Source organism: Pseudomonas arabinosi (assembly GCF_047758675.1).
GTDB lineage: Bacteria > Pseudomonadota > Gammaproteobacteria > Pseudomonadales > Pseudomonadaceae > Aquipseudomonas > Aquipseudomonas arabinosi.
On sequence record NZ_CP180480.1, the window covers coordinates 137,237 to 155,711 of the forward strand.

Consider the following 18,475-nt stretch of genomic DNA (forward strand, 5'->3'; position numbering starts at 1 on the left):
TGGGCGTCAAGGAGATAGATGTCCTTGGATAGAAATGTGATGTTTCAAAATAGACAAATTTCTCAGCAAAGATACTTGGGCTTTCCTCCAGTACCTCTCGGTAATAAATCTCACATCAAATTGGGAACATACATTCAATCGATACGGAGAGCAGCGGTGGACACTTCAAACTTTTATCGAAATGCAGCACCTCGACACTCTTCCTGTAGCAATCACTAATAGATCAGGCCAACAACGCCTTGACCATCACCTAGGCCGGTGATCAAAACTGACTCGCCGGCGCTGGAGTGCATGCCGTCGTGCAGCTCCTGGTCAATCGGTGGTTGACGTGCGTGGCGAGCACGACTTAGGATTGCTCCAACTCAACCCCGTACGCAGAGATTCAGTTCTCTGGCAGTTGGGGTGAAGAAACCGGCCTAGGCCGGTTTTTTCGTTTTTGAGGATTAAGTTAGTGCGCACCGCTTTTTTTGTTGATGGCTACAATCTGTTTTACGGGTTGCTCGCGGGCACTCCCTATAAGTGGCTCAACCTCAAAGGCCTGCTGGCCCACGTCGCACATATCGAGAACCCGCAAAGCTCAATCATCTCCGTTGATTACTTCACTTCTTCCGTCAAACCGATACTCGCCACTCGGGGCAGAATCTCGAAAGAGGCTCAAGACTCCTATGTGCGAGCACTGAAAGCGACCAAAGTAGCAGTGCACTATGGCCGGCACTCGCTCGAGCCGGCGAAAGCTCCGCGTTTCATAGACAGGAAAACAGGTGCTTCACGTCAAGACAAGGTCGACATTTGGAAGCTTGAAGAGAAAGAAACGGATGTTCACATCGCGATCAGCATGTACCGCACTGCTACCAAGCAAGCCGCTCTTGAAGTGCATGACCGTATTGAACAACTCGTACTGGTTTCCAGCGACACAGACATGACTCCAGCCCTTAAAGCTATTCGCGAAGATTTTCCTGACATAACTATCGGGGTCATTCTTCCTCATCGAGCTGAATTGAACTGTCCTTCACCAGGTTCGCTAAAGGAACATTCCCATTGGATGCGTCGAGTCATCTCTGCAGAAGAGTTGCAGTCACACCAGTTCCCGGAGCGCGTACCTACCCGTAAAACGCCTGCCATCAAACCGGATTACTGGTAACGACGCTAGCCAACGGATACACCGACTCCCATCCCCCACCCAACGCCTTGTACAACCCGACCATCGCCAGCGACACCCCGGTCGAACTCTCCACAAGCTGCTCCTGAGTCGCCAGCAACGCGCCTTGCACGGTCAGCACGTTAACGAAATCCACCACCCCTTCCACATATTGCTGTTGCGCGGTGCGCAGGGCGATCTGGTTTTGGCGGACGGCTTCGGCAAGGCTGTCGCGGCGCAGTTGGCTGGCGTTGTAGGCGGTCAGTTGATCGTCGATTTCATGCCAGGCGCGCAGAACGGTTTGCTGGTAGGCGATGGCGGCTTCCTGTTGTTGGGCTTCGCGTAAATTCAGCACGCCGCGTAGGCGACCGCCGTCAAACAGCGGCAAGCTGAATTGCGGGCCGATACCGAACGAGCGCGAGCCCCAGGAGCCGAAATCACTGAGTTGCATGGCTTGCGATCCGATGTTGCCCGACAGGGTGATCCGCGGATAGAAATCACCCTTGGCCACACCAATGCTCGCGGTCGCGGCATGCAGGCGGGCTTCGGCCTGGCGGATGTCCGGGCGGCGTTCGGCCAGTTGCGACGGCAGACCGATAGCAACCTGACGCGGGGTTTGCGGCACCGGGGCGTCTGTGGATAACTCGGCAGACAGCGCTTGCGGCGGCTCGCCCATCAACAGGCTCAAGGCGTTGATCAGTTGCGACTGGCGCTGCTCCAGCGCGGGCAGGCGAGATTCGATAGCCGCTACCTGAGCGGCGGCTTCGGCGACATCCAGGTCGGTGGCGACACCGTCGGCCAGGCGCAGCTGCGAGAGTTTCAGGCTGTGGCGGGCGACGTCGAGGTTCTCCTCGGTGACGGCTCGGGTGCTTTGCACACCGCGCAGCTGAATGTAGTCCTGGGCGGTTTCGGCGAGCACCGACAGCAGCACGCCGCGTCGGTCGTTTTCCGCGACTTCCAGGGTGGCGTCGGCGGCTTCGGTTTCGCGGCGCACACGGCCCCAGAAATCCAGTTCCCAGGACGCGGAGAAGCCTGCGTCCCACAGGTTGTACGCCGAGTCGCCGTTGTGTCCCGACGGATCGTTCAAGCCTTCGCCGCTGTTGCGTTTACGCCCGTAGCTGCCAGTAGCAGCGGTATTCGGGTAACGGTCGGCGGTGATGGCCTGACGCACAGCTCGGCTTTGCTGCAAGCGGCTGCTGGCGAGTTTCAGGTCGAGGTTGTCGGTCAAGGCACGTTGAGTCAGGGCCGAGAGTTTGGGATCGTGGAAGACGTCCCACCAGCGTTCGTCCATGGTTTCGGCGACGGCTTGGCTGGCGGCGGACTTGGATGGCTTCGACCAATCGGTGATTTGCGGTGCCTGAGGTTTCTGAAAGTCCGGGCCGACGGTGCAGGCTGAAAGGCTCATGATCAGCAAGGCGCAAAAAGTCAGTTGAGTCTGACGGCCTCTTCGCGAGCAAGCTCGCTCCCACATTGAAACACGGTCCCCTGTGGGAGCGAGCTTGCTCGCGATGACGTCAGCCCGGCCAATAAATCTCTTCATCGTTGCGCGACCTCATGCTCGCTCGCACTGGCAGTATCAATACTCGCCTCAACCGACATCCCCACGCGCAACCGCTCCGCCAATGGCTGACCCGGATCGAGGACGATTTTCACCGGAATCCGCTGCACCACCTTGGTGAAATTGCCGGTAGCGTTGTCCGGTTTGACCGAAGCGAACGTCACGCCCGTTGCCGGCGCGATGCTCTCGACGCGACCGCTCAGGGCCTCGCCGCCGAGGCTGTCGACACGCACTTGCACGTCCTGCCCCGGCTGCACGTCAGTCAGTTGGGTCTCCTGAAAATTGGCGACCACATAGGCCTGCGCAAGTGGCACCACCGCAAGGATTTTGCTCCCCGGCGTGACATACGCACCGACCCGAACGGCGCGCTCGCCGACCATGCCGTCCTGAGGTGCAACGATGCGTGTATAGGACAGCTCGTAGCTGGCCATTTCCAGCGCCGCTTGCGCCCGTTTCAACCCTCCTTCCGCCGCGTCACGCTGAGCAGTGAGGATTTCCACCTGCTTGCGCTCCGCCGCCAGCATCGCCGTCACGTTGGCCAGCCGCGCGGTGGCCTGATCGATGCGGGTCCGTGCTTGTTGGGCGTTCTGAACCGTGCCGGCGCCTACCCCGGCGAGGTGGTTGTAGCGATTCAGTTCATGCTCGGCGAAAACCATTTCAGCCTTGGCCGACACCACCGTGGCCTGCGCTTGAGCGATCACCGAAGCCTGACGTTCAAGGGTCGCACGGGCATTTTGCAGTTGCGCCCTGGCCACCAGAGTTTCAGCATCTGCCGCTTGAGCGGCGGCACGCAGATCACGGTCATCAATCAACGCCAGCAACTGCCCGGCCTTGACCTGCTGGTTGTCCTCCACCAGCACTTCCTTGATGAACCCGGCCACGCGCGGTACCACCAGCGTGAAGTCCGCCGAGACAAAGGCGTCATTGGTGTTCTGCTGCGTACGCTTGCCGAACAGGCCCGGCGCCAGCCAATACACCAGCACACCGAGCGCCACCACCGCGGCGACGCCAACGGCCACTTTTTGCTTTGATTGAGTTGTCATAAAAACCTTCTGTTTCAGTGAAGCATTCAAGTCGGCGCGCGCGGCGGATAGATCCGCGTCGGCAGCCAGAAAATCAGCAGGATCAGCGCCAGTGCGACGCCGGCCATGCACAGATAAAGATCCGATGCCGTCAGCACCACGGCCTGCTCATGCAGTCGGTGGGCAAGTCCCGCGCTGTCGTTGTCGACCAGAGGTGAATTGCCGAGGTTGTCCACCAGCATCACCGAGTGGAAATGCAACCTTGAGGTGGTCAACGCCTCCAGCACGCCGGTGGCGATCACCGCCGCCAGGCCTTTTACGGTGTTGAACCAGGCCGAAGCGAAGGGCCCTTCCATCGGGCTGATGCTGCCGGTGGAGAGCATCAACAGCGGCAGCACCGCCATCGGCTGACCGAAGATTTGCAGCAGTTGCAGCACATAGAAGTCGTCGCGTATCCACACCGACGTCAGCTGCGACCCACCAATGCAGGACAGCGTCAGCATGCTCAGGCCGATCCCCAGCACCCAGCGGCAATCGACCCAACGCAGGTTGCACAACGCCGCCACCAACGGCAGCGCGATCAACTGTGGCAACGCGGCCAGCAACATGATCGGCGCGGTCTGAACCGGGCGATAACCTTGCACCTGCGCCAGGAAGCTGGACGGAATAATGATCACCGCCAGCAGCACCACCAACACCCCGGCCAAAGTCAGCAAGGCGAACGACAGGTTGCGGATGCCGAGCATCTGCAGCTTGAAAAACGGCATCGGTTGCGACCATTCGTTGATCAGGAACAACACCAGCAACAACAATCCACCCCCGAGCAATCCGCAGATCAGGCTCGACTCGAACCAGTCCAGCCGATTGCCTTGCAAAATGCCGATCACCAGCATGCAGATCGCCGGAAACCCCAGCAGCAAGCCGCGCCAGTTGAATTGTTTGAAGCGCTCCAGGCGCAACGGGTCCTGGGGCAAGCCATACGCCACCGCGACCATGGCGATCAGGCACGGCGCGATGATTTGCCAGAAGGTCCATTGCCATCCGACGTGTTCGGTCCACAACCCGGCCAGCGGCGTGCCGAGGCCTGGGCCGAATGTCGCGGTCAGGGCATAACCGGCCAGACCATAAAGCTTCACGCTGGCCGGCAAAAAGCGCAGCGCGACGGTCATCAGCATCGGCGGCAACGCACCGCCCGCCAGGCCTTGCAAGGTGCGCATGACCAGCAGGCTTTCGTAGTTTGGAGCGAACGGGCACAACACGCCCAACAGGGTGAATGCGCTGATGGCGCAGAGGGTGAACCGTCGCAGCGAGAACGTCACCGAGCACCACGGCGCGAAAGCCATGGCCGCCACCGAGGTCGCGGTGTAACTGGCGACCAGCCAGGTGCCTTCGTCGTAGCCGATGGCCAATGCGCCGCGGATGTCGGCGAGGGCAACCTTGGTCACCATCTCGTTCAGGCCCGACACCAGCACCGCCAACAACACGCCCACCAGGCCGATGATGATCCGCGGACCAAAGACCGGTGGCGTGACGGCAGCCGGGCTGGCCGCGGCGAGAGGTGCCGTGACCGTGAGGGAATTCATGTACTGCAAGCTCCGGGGTTTGAATACCGAAGCATTTTAAGAAGCGCGGGACCTTACGAAAATTGACTTATTGGCAGCTTATAAGTGCGCTGGACGCAGCAATACAAAACCCCTGTGGGAGCGAGCTTGCTCGCGAAGGGGCCATCACATTCAACATCAATGGTGACTGATAAACCGCTTTCGCGAGCAAGCCCGCTCCCACATTAGATCAGTGATCAACTTGAGGTGGGTTGTGCGGCCAGCCACGTCTCGTCGCAACAGGTTTTGAGGGTTTCGCGCAGCCAGCGATGGGCCGGATCCTTGTCGAAGCGCGGGTGCCAGGACTGGGTCAGCATAATGGTCGGCAGCGGAATCGGCAGCGTGAAGGACCGCAGCTTCAGACCCAGGCGCTGGACGCTCAGTAACGCCTCCTTCGGCACCGGCAGAATCAAATCGGAATCAGGCAAGGCAAACATCGCCGCATGGAAACTCGGTGCAATCACCGCCACCCGCCGCTCCAGCCCCAAGGCGTTGAGCGCGGTATCGATCGGGCCACGGGCGATGCCGCGACGGGACATGCTGATATGGGAAAACCCGGCGTAACGCTCAGCCGTGATCTCTTCGTCGAACAGCGGATGGTCTTCGCGAACCAGGCCCACAAAGTGGGTAGAGAACAGATTCTGAATCTTCACCTCCGGGGTCAACGGCCGGGTATTGCTGATGCTCAAGTCGATCCGCCCTTCGCGCAGCGCCTCATCATCGCCATCGCCTTCCGGCACAAAACGCAGTTCGCAGTGCGGCGCCTGACGATCCAGGGTGTCGAACAGTTTCCCGCCGTAAACACCGACGAAAAAGTCATTGGCGCGAATGCTGAACCGACGGCGCAACGTGCCCAGCTCCACCGCATCGGCCGAGCGAAACAACAGCGCGGCCTGCTCCACCACGTCACGCACCTGCTCGCGTAACGCCAGCGCCTTGGGCGTCGGAACCAAACCACGGCCGGCGCGCACCAGGATCGGATCGCCGAGGGCCTCGCGAATGCGCGTCAGCGTCCGGCTCATGGCCGCCGGGCTGAGGTTCATCCGCCGCGCAGCGCCCACCACACTGCCCTCGTCGAGCAAGGCGTCGAGGGCGACCAACAAGTTCATGTCCGGGAGTTGCATGCTGAGCACTCGTGTCTGATCTGGATTGATGCAGACGCAATGCTAGCAAACATCTCTCAATTGATGTGTTGGCTGGACTGGCCCCATCGCGAGCAGGCTCGCTCCCACAGGGTTATGTGTCGAATACAGGGTGTGCATCCACTGAAGATCACTGTGGGAGTGAGCCTGCTCGCGATGGCGTCAGACCTGTCACCGCAGAATTTAGCGCTGCATCCCCCAACGCTTCACCGTGACCCGCTCCAACGTGCTGAACACCAGGTTTTCCACCAGCAAGCCGATCAGGATCACCACCGCCAACCCCGCAAACACCTTGTCGGTGTACAGCTCGTTGCGGTTCTGGAAGATGTACCAGCCCAAGCCGCCCTTGCCACTGGTGGCGCCGAACACCAATTCAGCGGCGATCAGTGTGCGCCAGGCGAAGGCCCAGCCGATTTTCAGCCCGGCGAGAATCGATGGCAGCGCTGCCGGAATCAGGATGAACAGCACGAAGCGCATGCCTTTGAGGCCGTAATTGCGCCCGGCCATGCGCAAGGTTTCCGAGACCCCGAGGAACCCGGCATAAGTGTTCAACGCCAATGCCCAAAGCACCGAATGCACCAACACAAAAATCAGGCTGTTCTGCCCCAGGCCGAACCACAGCAACGCCAACGGCAACAGCGCAATGGCCGGCAGAGGGTTGAACATCGAGGTCAACGTACTCAACAGGTCGCGACCGAACTGCGTCGACACCGCCAGCGTGGTCAGGGCAAACGCCAGGACGATGCCGATCAGGTAACCCTTGAGCAACACCACCAGGGAAATCCACACCTTGCCCAGCAACTCACCACTGAGCAAACCGTCGTACAGCGCGCTCCCGGTTTGCAGAAAACTCGGCAGCAGCAGGTCGTTGTCCTGAACACGGGCCACCACCTCCCACAGGACCGCGAGCAAAATCAGGATCAGGCTTTTGCGTAACCAGCCTTGTTGCCACAGGCGCTGACCGAGCGGTAACTCACGCTCCAGCGGCACGCTCGTCAGCGGCTGCAACACCGTTTCAAATTCTTCACGCGGGGATGATAAAAGGCTCACCGGGCACTCCTCTCAATGGCTCAATAAGCGATGCGTATGTCGGAGAAATCCAGCTCACGCTCGGTTTGCGGGGACTGGCCTTCATCGAACAACAACCGATGAATGCGTCGCGCCGATTCCTGAAACGCCACGCCGCCGAGGCTGTGCAAGTCGTATTGATGGCTGTGGACTTCCGCCCGCACTCGCCCCGGATGCGGCGACAGCAGCAGGATTCGATTGCCCACCACCAGCGCTTCTTCGATGGAGTGCGTGACGAACAGCAGCGTGAAGCGCACTTCTTCCCAGAGCAGCAGCAATTCTTCCTGCATCTTGCGGCGGGTCAGCGCATCAAGGGCGGCGAAGGGTTCGTCCATCAAGAGGATTTTCGGCTGCATGGCCAACGCACGAGCAATCGCCACCCGTGCTTTCATGCCGCCGGACAAGGTATGCGGATAGGCATCGGCAAACGCCGCCAGACCAACCTTGTCCAGATAGTGCAGCGCTCGTTCCTCAGCTTCTTTGCGCTTGAGGGTTTTCGAGGCAAGCAGCGGAAACATCACGTTCTGTTTGACGGTTTTCCACGGTGGCAGTTGATCGAATTCCTGGAACACCACGATCCGGTCCGGCCCCGGGGCATGAACGGTTTGCCCCTGAAGACGAATCTCGCCTTCACACGGCTGGATGAACCCGGCGACCGCCTTGAGCAACGTTGATTTGCCGCAACCGGACGGCCCGAGAAGCACAAAGCGGTCCGCCGGATCGATTTCAAAACTGACCTGATGGGTCGCACGAACCACCCGCTGAGGCGTGCGGTATTCGAGGCTGACATTGTCGACCGACAGCAGCGCTTGGGCTGCCGCGATCGGTTTGCTGACCGTGTGGCCTTGCAAAGGGGCGTTCATCTCGATCAGCTCCCTTGCAGCGGTTTGGCGTCCTGGAAGAAGTAGTCCTTCCACGAGTCCGGTTTGTTTTTGATCGCGCCGACGCGGTAGAGGAACTCGGCCAGCGGGTAAGTATTTTTCGGCGTGACGCTGAATTCGAACTGCGGGTTATCGATGATTTTCAGCAGCGCAGCGCGGTCGATTTTGGCCTTGGTGACGCGAATGTAAGTGTCCGCCGCCGCGCCTTTATCGTTCTGGGCAAACTCGGCCGCCTCAGTCAGCGCCTGGACGAACGCCTTATAGGTTTTCGGGTTCTCGTCGCGGAATTTCTCGGTGGCGAACAGCACCGTCGGCGAGTTCGGGCCGAGCACGTCATTGGAATTCAGCACGACGTGGACGTTAGGGTTGGCCAGCTCTTGATCCTGGAACGGCGGGTTGGAAAAATGCCCGGTCAACTCGGTGCCGCCGGCAATCAGCGCTGCGGTGGCGTCGGGGTGTGGAACGGCGATGGTGTACTTGTCGAGGCGATTGAATTCCTTGTCGCCCCACTGCTTGGCGGCCGCGTATTGCAGGATGCGCGACTGCACCGACACGCCGACCGCCGGCACTGCAATGCGGTCCTTCTCGGTGAAGTCGGCGATGGTTTTGACCTTGGGATTGTTGCTCACCAGGTAGTAAGGAAAGTTGCCGAGGGAGGCGACGGCCTTGACGTTCTGCTTGCCGTGAGTGCGATCCCAAATCGTCAGCAGCGGACCAACGCCCGCACCGGCAATATCAATGGAACCGGAGAGCAACGCATCGTTGACCGCCGCGCCACCGGAGAGCTGGGTCCAGTCGACCTTGATGTCGATGCCTTCCTGCTTGCCGTACTTCTCGATCAGGTTTTGATCGCGTACCACATTGAGCAACAGATAAACGATGCCGAACTGCTCGGCGATGCGGATCTCACCTTCAGCGCGGGCCACAGTCGGCGCCACCAGGCTGCCGGCGATCAGGCTGAAACCCAGGCCGATGGCCGCGGCCAACGGTGCAAATGGAAGACGTTTGGACATGAGGGTTTCTCCGACAAATCAGAAAGGCGCGTCGCCCTGGATGGTGGTGCGATACAACTTGCGGCGCAGGTAGCTCGGGCATCCGGCGGCGAGATGAATCAGCGAACGGTTGTCCCAGAACACCAGGTCGTGGGCCTGCCATTGATGGCGGTAGATGTTTTGCGGCAGCACGCTGTGGGCGTAGAGCTCGTCGAGCAGTTGTTGGCTTTCGTCTTCCGGCAAACCAACGATGCGGGTCGTGAAACCCTCGCTGACGAACAACGCCTTGCGGCCGTTTTCCGGGTGGGTACGAACAATCGGGTGGACCACTTCAGCGACCTGAGCAAGCTGCTCGGGCGTCAGCGTCGGGCGCCAGTTGCCTTCGAATTTGGTCTCGCTGTAGCGCGCCGTATAGGAATGCGCCGCCGAGCGCCCTTCGACGGCTTTGCGCAGCGCTTCGGGCAGGTTGTCCCAGGCTTTGTGCATGTCAGCGAACAGCGTGTCGCCGCCTTCGGACGGCAGCTCCTGGGCGTGCAGCATCGAGCCCAGGCTTGGCAGTTCTTTATAGGAAAGGTCGGAATGCCAGAACTTGCCGGCGTCACCGAGGCCGATGGATTGGCCGTTTTCGATGATGTTGGAAACGATGAGGATTTCCGGATGCCCGGCCAGCAGGAATTGCTTGAGCACATGGATCTGCAACACACCGAAACGACGGCTGAAAGCGATCTGCTGATCGGGGGTAATGCGCTGGTCGCGGAACACCACGACGTGATGATCCAAGTGCGCACGATGGATGCGGGCGAAGTCCTGATCATTGATCGGGCGGGACAAGTCTAGGCCGATGATTTCGGCACCGACGGCGCCACTGAACGGGCGGATGTCGAAGGTTTGCGGCGCGATATTCGCGGCGCTTGGGAAAGCCGTTGCTGCAGACATAAATCACTCCCACGCACGGCACGCTCAAGGGCGCGCGCGTCGATCAAGAAACTCACGGAGGTCCCGTGTTGGTTCGTGTCGTGCGGCGCGCCGATTGGTCGGCAGGTACGCAGGAGAATGACTTTATAGATATAAGAACTGAAATTTAAATACCGTTAGCGAATAACGATATGGCTTTTGGCGCGCACTCAGCCGAACGCATAGCGTTTTTCCAGCCAACGTCCCAAATCCTCTGCGGCCAAGGGTCTGGAGATCAGGAATCCTTGCGCGATCCGGTAACCCTGATTTTGCAGAATGCGCTGTTGCTCCACTGTCTCAATGCCCTCGGCTACCACTCTTAATTGCAAACTTTCGCCGATGCGAATGACGGCCTCACTCAATGCCTGGCTGGTTGCGTCGCTTTCCAGATCATGCACAAAACTGCGATCAAGCTTAAGTTCCTGGATCGGCATACGCCGCAAATAACTCAGGCTGGAATAACCCGTGCCGAAATCATCCATCGCCAGGCTGATACCCAGCGCATGCACCTCTTCAATCGTGGTCAAGGTGTAGGGATTGGTGTCCATCAGAACACTTTCGGTAATCTCCAGCGTCAGATCCTTTGCCTGCAAACCATACTGTTCAAGGGTTCTGGCGATGATGCTCGGCAAATTGCGATTATGGAAATTGGTCGGCGACATGTTCACCGACACGGTCGGAACCCGCAGCCCTTGTCGCCGCCAAGTCGCCAATTGTCGGCAGGCCTCACGCAATGCCCATAAGCCGAACTCACCGATCAAGCCGCATTCTTCCGCCAGCGGAATAAAACACGTGGGCGAGACTTCCCCTAATTGAGGATGAGTCCATCGCGCGAGGGCCTCAATGCCATAAAGCTCGGATCCATCAAGGTTGATCTGCGGCTGATAAACCAAATGCAGGGCTTCGCCATCAATGGCTTCACGTAAAGCCGCCTCCAGACGCAAACGTCCTTGGGCCAGTTGATCCAATCCGTCACTGAAAAAACAGACACGCCCACGGCCGCTGGTCTTGGCTTGATACATCGCCATGTCGGCACGATGCAGCAACACCTCCATCGTCCGACCGTCATCCGGAAACATACTGACGCCGATACTCACCGACGGCTTGAGGGTTACGCCTGATATCTGGCACGGAGCGCTCAGTTGCCCTCTCATCTGTTCTATCAAGTCGGTCGCATGCGCCAACGTGCACTGCGGCAGGACCAGAACGAACTCATCACCAGATAGCCGGCTGACAATATCGCTTTCCCGCCGACGTTCGGACAATCGATGAGCAATGACGCGCAAGAACTCATCCCCGGCGGGGTGTCCAAGGGAGTCGTTGACCTGCTTGAATCGATCCAGATCGATAAACACCACAGCCAGACTCGATTGATGCCGCGAAGCTTGAGCAATGGCCTGCTCCGCCCGGGCATGCAACAAGTTGCGATTGGCCAACCCCGTCAGGTCGTCATAGAACGCCAATTGGCGTATGTGCAGGCGCGACTCCTCACGCTCCAGCGCCAGGGCGCACAAATGGATGCACGCATCGACCAGCAAATAGTGAAGTGGGCTCGGCTCGCGCACGTCGCGGTAATAGAATGCGAACGTGCCCAACACTCGTCCGTCGCTGGATTTTATCGGCGTTGACCAACAGGCCTTTAAACCAAGTGGCAGCGCCAGATCGCGGAATGCCTCCCAGGACGGGTGAGAGGCGATATCGCTGACCATGACCGATTCGCCACTGAACGCCGCCGCCCCGCAAGAACCTGACTCGGGCCCGATTGCCGTCCCATCCAGCGCCTTGGAATAAGCGGCCGGAAGACCAGGGGCCGCCAACGTATGCAGCAACCCCTGCCCATCGACCCGCAATACCGTCGCAATCACTTCCGGCGCGATTCGCTGCACTTCCATACACGCCAGGTTCATCAAGGTTGCCAGCGACTCTTCGCGGACCATCGCCTCCAGCATCTTGTGGCGTAGCACTTCATGCATGCGTGTATGGGTCACATCGATCATCACACTCACCGTATTGGTCAGGTGCCCATGAGCGTCGTGAACCGGGTAGGTGGTGACGTTACACCACACACGCTGGCCGTCGCAGTCATAACCGAACTCCTGCCCGTGATAAGCATCATTCTTGACGAGCTGATTGCGGATCGCTGCGATGCGCGAAGGCGTGAAGTACGGCGCTAGCACTTCAATTGGCGTCTTGCTGACAACGTCTTGCGCGCTGTAACCGAACATTTGCGTGAAGCCGTCGTTGACGTAAATGATTGCCCATGACGCGTCAGTGATGATGATCGCGTTCTCGGTGGTATCGACCACCAATGACAACAGGTATAATCGACGCTGCTCTTCATGTTGCCGGGTAATGTCTTTGATAAACGCGGCGTAGAGGATCTGCCCCTGAGCGTCGATCCGGGAAATGGACATTGACCCCCATCGCCGGGAACCGTCCTTGCATTCGATCAACACATCGCGACTGGTGCCGACGATTTTGTTGATGCCGGTACGGCGGTTCGCTTCGATGTAACTGTCATGCAGGGGGCGAATCAGTTTCGGAACCAGCTGTTCGACATTTCGCCCCAAGACCTCGTCAATGCCGTATCCCCAGAGCTTTTCCGAGGCCTCATTAAACAGAATGATCCGGTTTTGACTGTCGATGACCACGACACTGTCAACGCTTTGCTCCAGGGTCTGGATGAAGACTTGCGAGAGATCCTTACGGTTCGACATGGCGGCGATCTACTGAATGGGAAGCGATGAGGGGCTGGGATCCCTCCCAAATATCAGGCGCTCGGCGAGGCAAACCCAGCCGATTTCCGTATGCGGTCGAGTTGATCGAAATGAGGGGTCAATAACTGGCTGGATGAAATCGCAACGGCACGCAGAACGGTTTAAAGCGTGCATCCGGACTGTGCGAAGACATTTGAAATATCTGCATGCGGGCATGTCTCTTTATTAGTAGAAGTATCGGTCTTATGCCGATATCAATATGCCGCTAGTGCACCTTTTCATGCTTGATTCAAATCAATGGACAAGTCGAAAACGGATATGACTTTTTGACAAACGGCGCCATTTGACGCCGCCTGCTCGCGAAAAAGGGCCGTCAGCCCCAGACAGAAATTACCGCTCGTGCAACGCCTCGGCGCGGGCGCGAATGATCGGCTTGAGCAGGTAGCTCAGCACGGTCTTCTTACCCGTGATGATGTCCACCGAAGCCACCATCCCCGGGATGATCAGCAACGGCTTTTCATCCGTCCCCAAGTGGCTGCGATCAGTGCGCAGTTTGATGATGTAGTAAGTGGTTTTCTTGTCTTCATCGGTAATGGTGTCAGCACCGATCTGCTCAAGCTTGGCCTTCAGCCCACCATAAATGGTGTAGTCATACGCCGTGAACTTCACCGTCGCTTCCTGCCCCGGATGCAGGAAGGCGATGTCTTGCGGGCGAACTTTTGCTTCCACCAGCAAGGTGTCGTCCAGCGGCACGATTTCCACCAGGTCGCTGCCCGGCTGGATCACGCCGCCAATGGTATTGACCAGCAACTTGTTGACGATGCCGCGCACCGGCGAGGTAACCAGCGTCCGGCTGACCCGGTCTTCCAGCGCCTTGCCGGTGGCCTGGGCCTTGTTCAGATCAGTGCGTGCTTCATTGAGTTGAGTCAGTGCTTCGCTGCGGAATTTGCCGCGAGTCTCGTCGATCTTGCGTTGCACTTCCTTGATCGCCGATTGGGCGCGTGGAATGGCCAGGGTGGTCGCGTCCAGTTGCCCGCGGGTTTCAACCTCGGCGCGCTTGAGTCGCAGCACTTCAACCGGCGATACCGCGCCCTGGGCCACCAACGGCTCGGACATGTTGATTTCCTGGCGTTGCAGCGCGAGACCGTTGCGGTACTGCGACTGCTTGGAAGTGAACTCGCGCAGCTCCTGCTGACGCTGGATCAACTGCTCCTCCAAACCGCCAATTTCATCGTGCAACTGCTGACGGCGGCTGATGTACAGCGACTCTTCGCTGGCTGCCTGACCGGGCACGGCCTTGAGCACGTCAGCCGGGAAGTTCAGCGGACGGTCATCGACTTCCGCGCTCAAGCGCTCAACTCGCAGCAGCATCGACAACCGATCGGCCTCGGTTTCGCCGACGTTGGAGGCGAATCGCGTGTCGTCCAGGCGAATCAGCGGCGCGCCGGCTTCGACGATCTGCCCTTCGGTCACGAACAACTCGGAGACGATACCGCCCTCAAGGTTCTGGATTTTCTGGATCTTGGACGAGGGAATCGCCTTGCCGTCGCCCTTGGTGACTTCGTCGATCACGGCGAAGTTGGCCCAGAGCATCAGGAACACGAAGAAGCCGATGATCGCCCAGATGGTCAGCCGCACCACACGTGGGGCGTCTTCGATCAGCGCTTTGTTGACCTCGGGAAGTGGCTGGCCATGCAGCGAATCGGTGCCTTTGAAATAACGGCCGATCGAATTCTTGAACCCCGACTTAAGCAACACTGATCTGCCCCTTCTTCAACGCTTCCATCACCGCGGCTTTCGGGCCGTCGGCAAGTATCTGCCCGCGGTCGATGACGATCAGACGATCCACCAGCGACAACAGTGAAGCCCGGTGCGTCACCAGCACCACGGTCTTGTTTTCAACCACCGCCGCGAGGCGTTGCTTGAGGCGTTCTTCGCCGGTGTTGTCCATGGCGCTGGTCGGTTCGTCGAGCAGCAGGATCGGCGGGTTGAGCAACAACGCACGGGCCAGGGCAACGTTCTGGCGCTGACCGCCAGACAGGTTCTGCCCACGCTCGCCGACTTGCAGCTCATAACCTTGCGGGTGCAGACGGGCGAATTCGTGGACGCCGGCCAGTTCGGCCGCTTGCAGCACCATTTCGTCTTCCACATAACGCGCGCCCGACACCAGGTTGTCGCGCAGGGTCCCGGCCAGCAGCTGGATGTCCTGGGCCACGTAGCCGATGTTGTGGCGCAATTCGCTGACGTCGATCTGACGGATATCGACGCCATCCACCAACAGGGCACCGTCGTCCGGCTGGTAGAGGCCTACGAGCAGTTTGGCCAGGGAGCTTTTCCCCGAGCCGCTGCGCCCAATGATGCCGATCTTCTCGCCAGGCTTGATGATCAGGTTGATGTTCTTCAGCGCCGCGTTCTGTTGATTCGGGTAGGTGAAGTTCATCTGCCGGCATTCGATGGCGCCTTGCAGCACCTTGCGGCTCAGTGGGCGCTCCTCGAAGTTGCGCTCTTGCGGCAGCTCCATCATCTGATCGACCGAGGTCATGGTCACCCGCGCTTGCTGGTAACGCGTCAGCAGGCCAGACAGCGAGGCCAGCGGGCTGAGCGCGCGGCCACTGAGCATGTAGCAGGCGATCAAACCGCCCATGCTCAGGTGACCGTCGATGATCTGGTACACGCCGAAGACGATCATGATCACCCCGGCCAGTTGCTGGATCAGCAAGGTGATGTTCATCGCCAGACCGGAGAGCATTTTCACCCGCAACTCGAGGCGGCTGAGGGTGCCGATGGTCTGCTCCCACTGATATTGGCGTTCGCTTTCGGCGTTGTTGACCTTCACCGCATCGAGGCCGGCGAGGGTTTCGATCAGGCTCGACTGCCGCTCGGCGCCCAGGGCCATGGTCCGCTCCATGGTCGCCACCAGCGGCTTCTGCAAGGCATAGCCGATGAGCAGGGCAATCGGGAACGCCAGCACCGGAATCCACACCAGATGCCCGCCAAGAATCGCGATGACCATGAAGATCAGCAACGTAAACGGCAGGTCGATCAGGCTGGTGAGGGTCAGCGAAGCGAGGAAGTCGCGCAGGCTCTGAAACTCATGGATGTTCTGGGCGAAGCTGCCGACCCGTGCGGGACGGTACTTCATGGCCATGCCGACGATGCGTTCGAACAACGTGGCCGAGATGATCAGGTCGGTTTTCTTCCCGGCCAGGTCCAGGCAGAGGCTGCGCAGGCTTTTGAGGATCAGGTCGAACAGGTAAGCCCCGGTGATGCCGATGGCCAACACCCACAAGGTCGATTCAGCCTGGTTCGGCACGACGCGGTCGTAGACGTTCATCACGAACAGCGGCGCGGCCATGGCAATGATGTTGATCAGGAAACTGGCGGCGATGGCGTCGGCGTACAGCCAGCGCGAACGCTTGAGGGTGTCGCGGAACCACGAGCGCGCGCGCGGGATCAGCGTGCCGTGATTGACGTCGAATTTGTGCTGGGGTTGAGCGAAGAACACTTTGCCGATGTAGTCATCGGCCAGCAGTTCGCGGCTGACGACACTTTCGCCGCCATCGCTTTCGCTGAGCAGCAGGCGCGCCTGGTCGTCACCGAGCCAACCGAGCAGGACGGCACTGCGACCGTCCTTGAGCAGCAACAGCGCCGGCATGGCAATCGCCGGGATCTGTTCCAGTTTGCGTACCAGCACCCGCCCTTGCAGGCCGGCGCGAGCGGCCGCGCGGGGCAACAGTTCGACACTCAGGCGCTGCTTGGGCAACGGCAGGCCGGTGGTCAACATCGCGGCGCTGGCCGGTTTCTGATGCAGGGTGCAAAGAGCCAGCAAGCCATCCAGTAACGGATCGTCGTGCAGCGCGCGTGGATCATGAATGAGTTGAACTCGACTGACTTCTGATTCCACGCTCGGCACACTCTTGGCTAACAATTGAACAATGAAGGTTCTGCTCAATTCATACCGGGCAGTTGAACCTTAGGCTTCACGTCGTTTTGCACAACGGATGCCAACGGTGCGACCACTCCCTGGCTCTTGAGCAACTCGCCCATGGTCGCCTTGATTCGGTACTGAGTAAATAACTGAATGTTCTTGATCTCCGCCAGGCGACGAGAAGCCGAGAACAGCTCGTTTTCACTGTCGAGCAGGTCGAGCAAGGTGCGCTCGCCGAGACTGAACTGCTTCTGATAGGCGGTGCGCACGCGGGTGCTGTGATCGACATATTGCTGGGCGATCGGCACTTGGGCATTGGCGTTGTTCAAGGCATTCCAGGCCAGGCCCAGATCTTCGTTCAACACCCGCAAGGCGTTGTTGCGAATATCCAGTGCCTGGTTGGACAGGTAGGACTTGGCTTCCAGATCAGCCTTGTTGCTGCCGCCGGCATACAGATTGAAGCGCATGCGCAACATGGCCTGCCATTCATTGCTGTGACCGTTCTGGCCGTCGAGATCGTTGTCGGCAGTGCGACCCAATTCGGCATCGAAGCGCGGGTAGAAGGTCGACTTGGCGGCTGCGTACTGTTTCTCGGCAGCGGCAATGTCCGACTCGGCGGAACGCAGGATCGGGCTGTTTTCCAGCATCTGCGCCCGGGCTTCATTCAGGTTGGCCGGCAACAGCGCCATGAAATCGGAAGGACGCTCCAGCTGATCGGGCATCTGGCCGACGGCGCTGAGGAAGTTGGTCTCGGCGTCAGCCAGGTTGGTCTGTTCAGTGATCAGGTTATTGCGGGCCTGAGCCATGCGCGCTTCGGCCTGATCGAGGTCGGCGCCGCTGCCCACGCCACGCTGGGTGCGCAGTTTGATCTGATCGAAAATCCGCTCGTGGCTTTTCAGGTTGTCGGTTGCCAGGCGCACGAACTCGCGGCGGGTCAACACGTCGAGATATACCTGCGCAACGGTGAGTGCGGTGCGTTCGGACGTGCCCAGCAAGGAGTAGGCGCGGGAATTAACAGTGGCTTGTTGACGCCCCACTTCACTGGAGGTCGCAAAACCGTCAAAAACCATTTGCGACAACCGCACACTCGACTCGCTGCGATTCAGGTTTTCCCAGTGATTGTTGGTGGCGCCGACGCGCGTGGTGACGTTATCAGTGCCTTCGCGACCATAACCGCCCAGCAGATCGACCCGTGGGAGGTATCCACCTTTTGCTGCCTTTAACTGATAATCCGCGGCCAATCGACTGTTAACGCCTGCCTGGATCTCCGGATGGACATCCAGTGCCTGTTGCATGGCTTCCGGAAGGGACTGCGCCTGAACAAAACTGGCGGCTATGGCGAAGGGTAAAGCCTTGAGCAGGTGCAAACGCATGGTTGGAGTTTCCAGGAATTACTTGTCTTGAATCACTGCAGAACGTGCCGCTGCATCGGATGATGACAACCGGAATGACCGTGTGTCGGAAAGTTTGATTT

General features: G+C 59.2%; 13 protein-coding genes. 1 reads left to right on the top strand and 12 read right to left on the bottom strand.

Annotated elements, in window-relative coordinates:
- Nucleotides 1-451: 451 nt before the first annotated feature.
- Nucleotides 452-1,141, top strand: a complete 690-nt coding sequence (locus ACMXYJ_RS00635; RefSeq protein ID WP_415758427.1) for an NYN domain-containing protein — start codon at nucleotides 452-454, stop codon at nucleotides 1,139-1,141.
- Here the strand turns inward: ACMXYJ_RS00635 and ACMXYJ_RS00640 are convergent.
- The 12 genes from ACMXYJ_RS00640 to ACMXYJ_RS00695 all read right to left on the bottom strand — a co-directional run bounded on the left by ACMXYJ_RS00640 (nucleotide 1,122) and on the right by ACMXYJ_RS00695 (nucleotide 18,374).
- Nucleotides 1,122-2,678, bottom strand: a complete 1,557-nt coding sequence (locus ACMXYJ_RS00640) for an efflux transporter outer membrane subunit (RefSeq protein ID WP_415758428.1) — start codon at nucleotides 2,676-2,678, stop codon at nucleotides 1,122-1,124. The genes ACMXYJ_RS00635 and ACMXYJ_RS00640 overlap by 20 nt on opposite strands.
- Nucleotides 2,675-3,739 carry an HlyD family secretion protein gene (locus ACMXYJ_RS00645; RefSeq protein ID WP_415758429.1) on the bottom strand — a complete coding sequence of 355 codons (1,065 nt, stop codon included), beginning with the start codon at nucleotides 3,737-3,739 and terminating at the stop codon, nucleotides 2,675-2,677. The genes ACMXYJ_RS00640 and ACMXYJ_RS00645 overlap by 4 nt, the downstream gene beginning before the upstream one ends.
- A gap of 26 nt (nucleotides 3,740-3,765) precedes the next feature.
- Nucleotides 3,766-5,301, bottom strand: a complete 1,536-nt coding sequence (locus ACMXYJ_RS00650) for an MFS transporter (RefSeq protein ID WP_415758430.1) — start codon at nucleotides 5,299-5,301, stop codon at nucleotides 3,766-3,768.
- A 215-nt stretch (nucleotides 5,302-5,516) separates the two neighbouring features.
- Nucleotides 5,517-6,443: a LysR family transcriptional regulator gene (locus tag ACMXYJ_RS00655; RefSeq protein WP_415758431.1), complete on the bottom strand. Its 927-nt coding sequence runs from the start codon at nucleotides 6,441-6,443 to the stop codon at nucleotides 5,517-5,519.
- A gap of 201 nt (nucleotides 6,444-6,644) precedes the next feature.
- Nucleotides 6,645-7,511 carry an ABC transporter permease gene (locus tag ACMXYJ_RS00660; RefSeq protein ID WP_415758432.1) on the bottom strand — a complete coding sequence of 289 codons (867 nt, stop codon included), beginning with the start codon at nucleotides 7,509-7,511 and terminating at the stop codon, nucleotides 6,645-6,647.
- A 20-nt stretch (nucleotides 7,512-7,531) separates the two neighbouring features.
- Entirely contained in the window at nucleotides 7,532-8,392 is an 861-nt protein-coding gene (locus ACMXYJ_RS00665) for an ABC transporter ATP-binding protein (RefSeq protein WP_056745746.1), read from the bottom strand.
- Between the two features lie 5 nt (nucleotides 8,393-8,397).
- On the bottom strand, nucleotides 8,398-9,423 hold the full coding sequence (locus tag ACMXYJ_RS00670; RefSeq protein ID WP_415758433.1) for an ABC transporter substrate-binding protein: 1,026 nt from the start codon (nucleotides 9,421-9,423) through the stop codon (nucleotides 8,398-8,400).
- 18 nt (nucleotides 9,424-9,441) lie between these two features.
- Nucleotides 9,442-10,338, bottom strand: coding sequence for a TauD/TfdA dioxygenase family protein (locus tag ACMXYJ_RS00675; protein ID WP_415758434.1), 897 nt, complete (start codon nucleotides 10,336-10,338; stop codon nucleotides 9,442-9,444).
- 188 nt (nucleotides 10,339-10,526) lie between these two features.
- Nucleotides 10,527-13,073: an EAL domain-containing protein gene (locus ACMXYJ_RS00680; protein ID WP_415758435.1), complete on the bottom strand. Its 2,547-nt coding sequence runs from the start codon at nucleotides 13,071-13,073 to the stop codon at nucleotides 10,527-10,529.
- Nucleotides 13,074-13,463: 390 nt separating this feature from the next.
- Nucleotides 13,464-14,831 carry an HlyD family type I secretion periplasmic adaptor subunit gene (locus ACMXYJ_RS00685; RefSeq protein WP_415758436.1) on the bottom strand — a complete coding sequence of 456 codons (1,368 nt, stop codon included), beginning with the start codon at nucleotides 14,829-14,831 and terminating at the stop codon, nucleotides 13,464-13,466.
- Nucleotides 14,821-16,977 carry a type I secretion system permease/ATPase gene (locus ACMXYJ_RS00690; protein ID WP_415758437.1) on the bottom strand — a complete coding sequence of 719 codons (2,157 nt, stop codon included), beginning with the start codon at nucleotides 16,975-16,977 and terminating at the stop codon, nucleotides 14,821-14,823. The genes ACMXYJ_RS00685 and ACMXYJ_RS00690 overlap by 11 nt, the downstream gene beginning before the upstream one ends.
- A gap of 44 nt (nucleotides 16,978-17,021) precedes the next feature.
- The gene (locus tag ACMXYJ_RS00695; protein ID WP_415758438.1) at nucleotides 17,022-18,374 is read right to left on the bottom strand and encodes a TolC family outer membrane protein; all 1,353 of its coding nucleotides are present in this window, start codon (nucleotides 18,372-18,374) and stop codon (nucleotides 17,022-17,024) included.
- Between the last annotated feature and the right edge of the window lie 101 nt (nucleotides 18,375-18,475).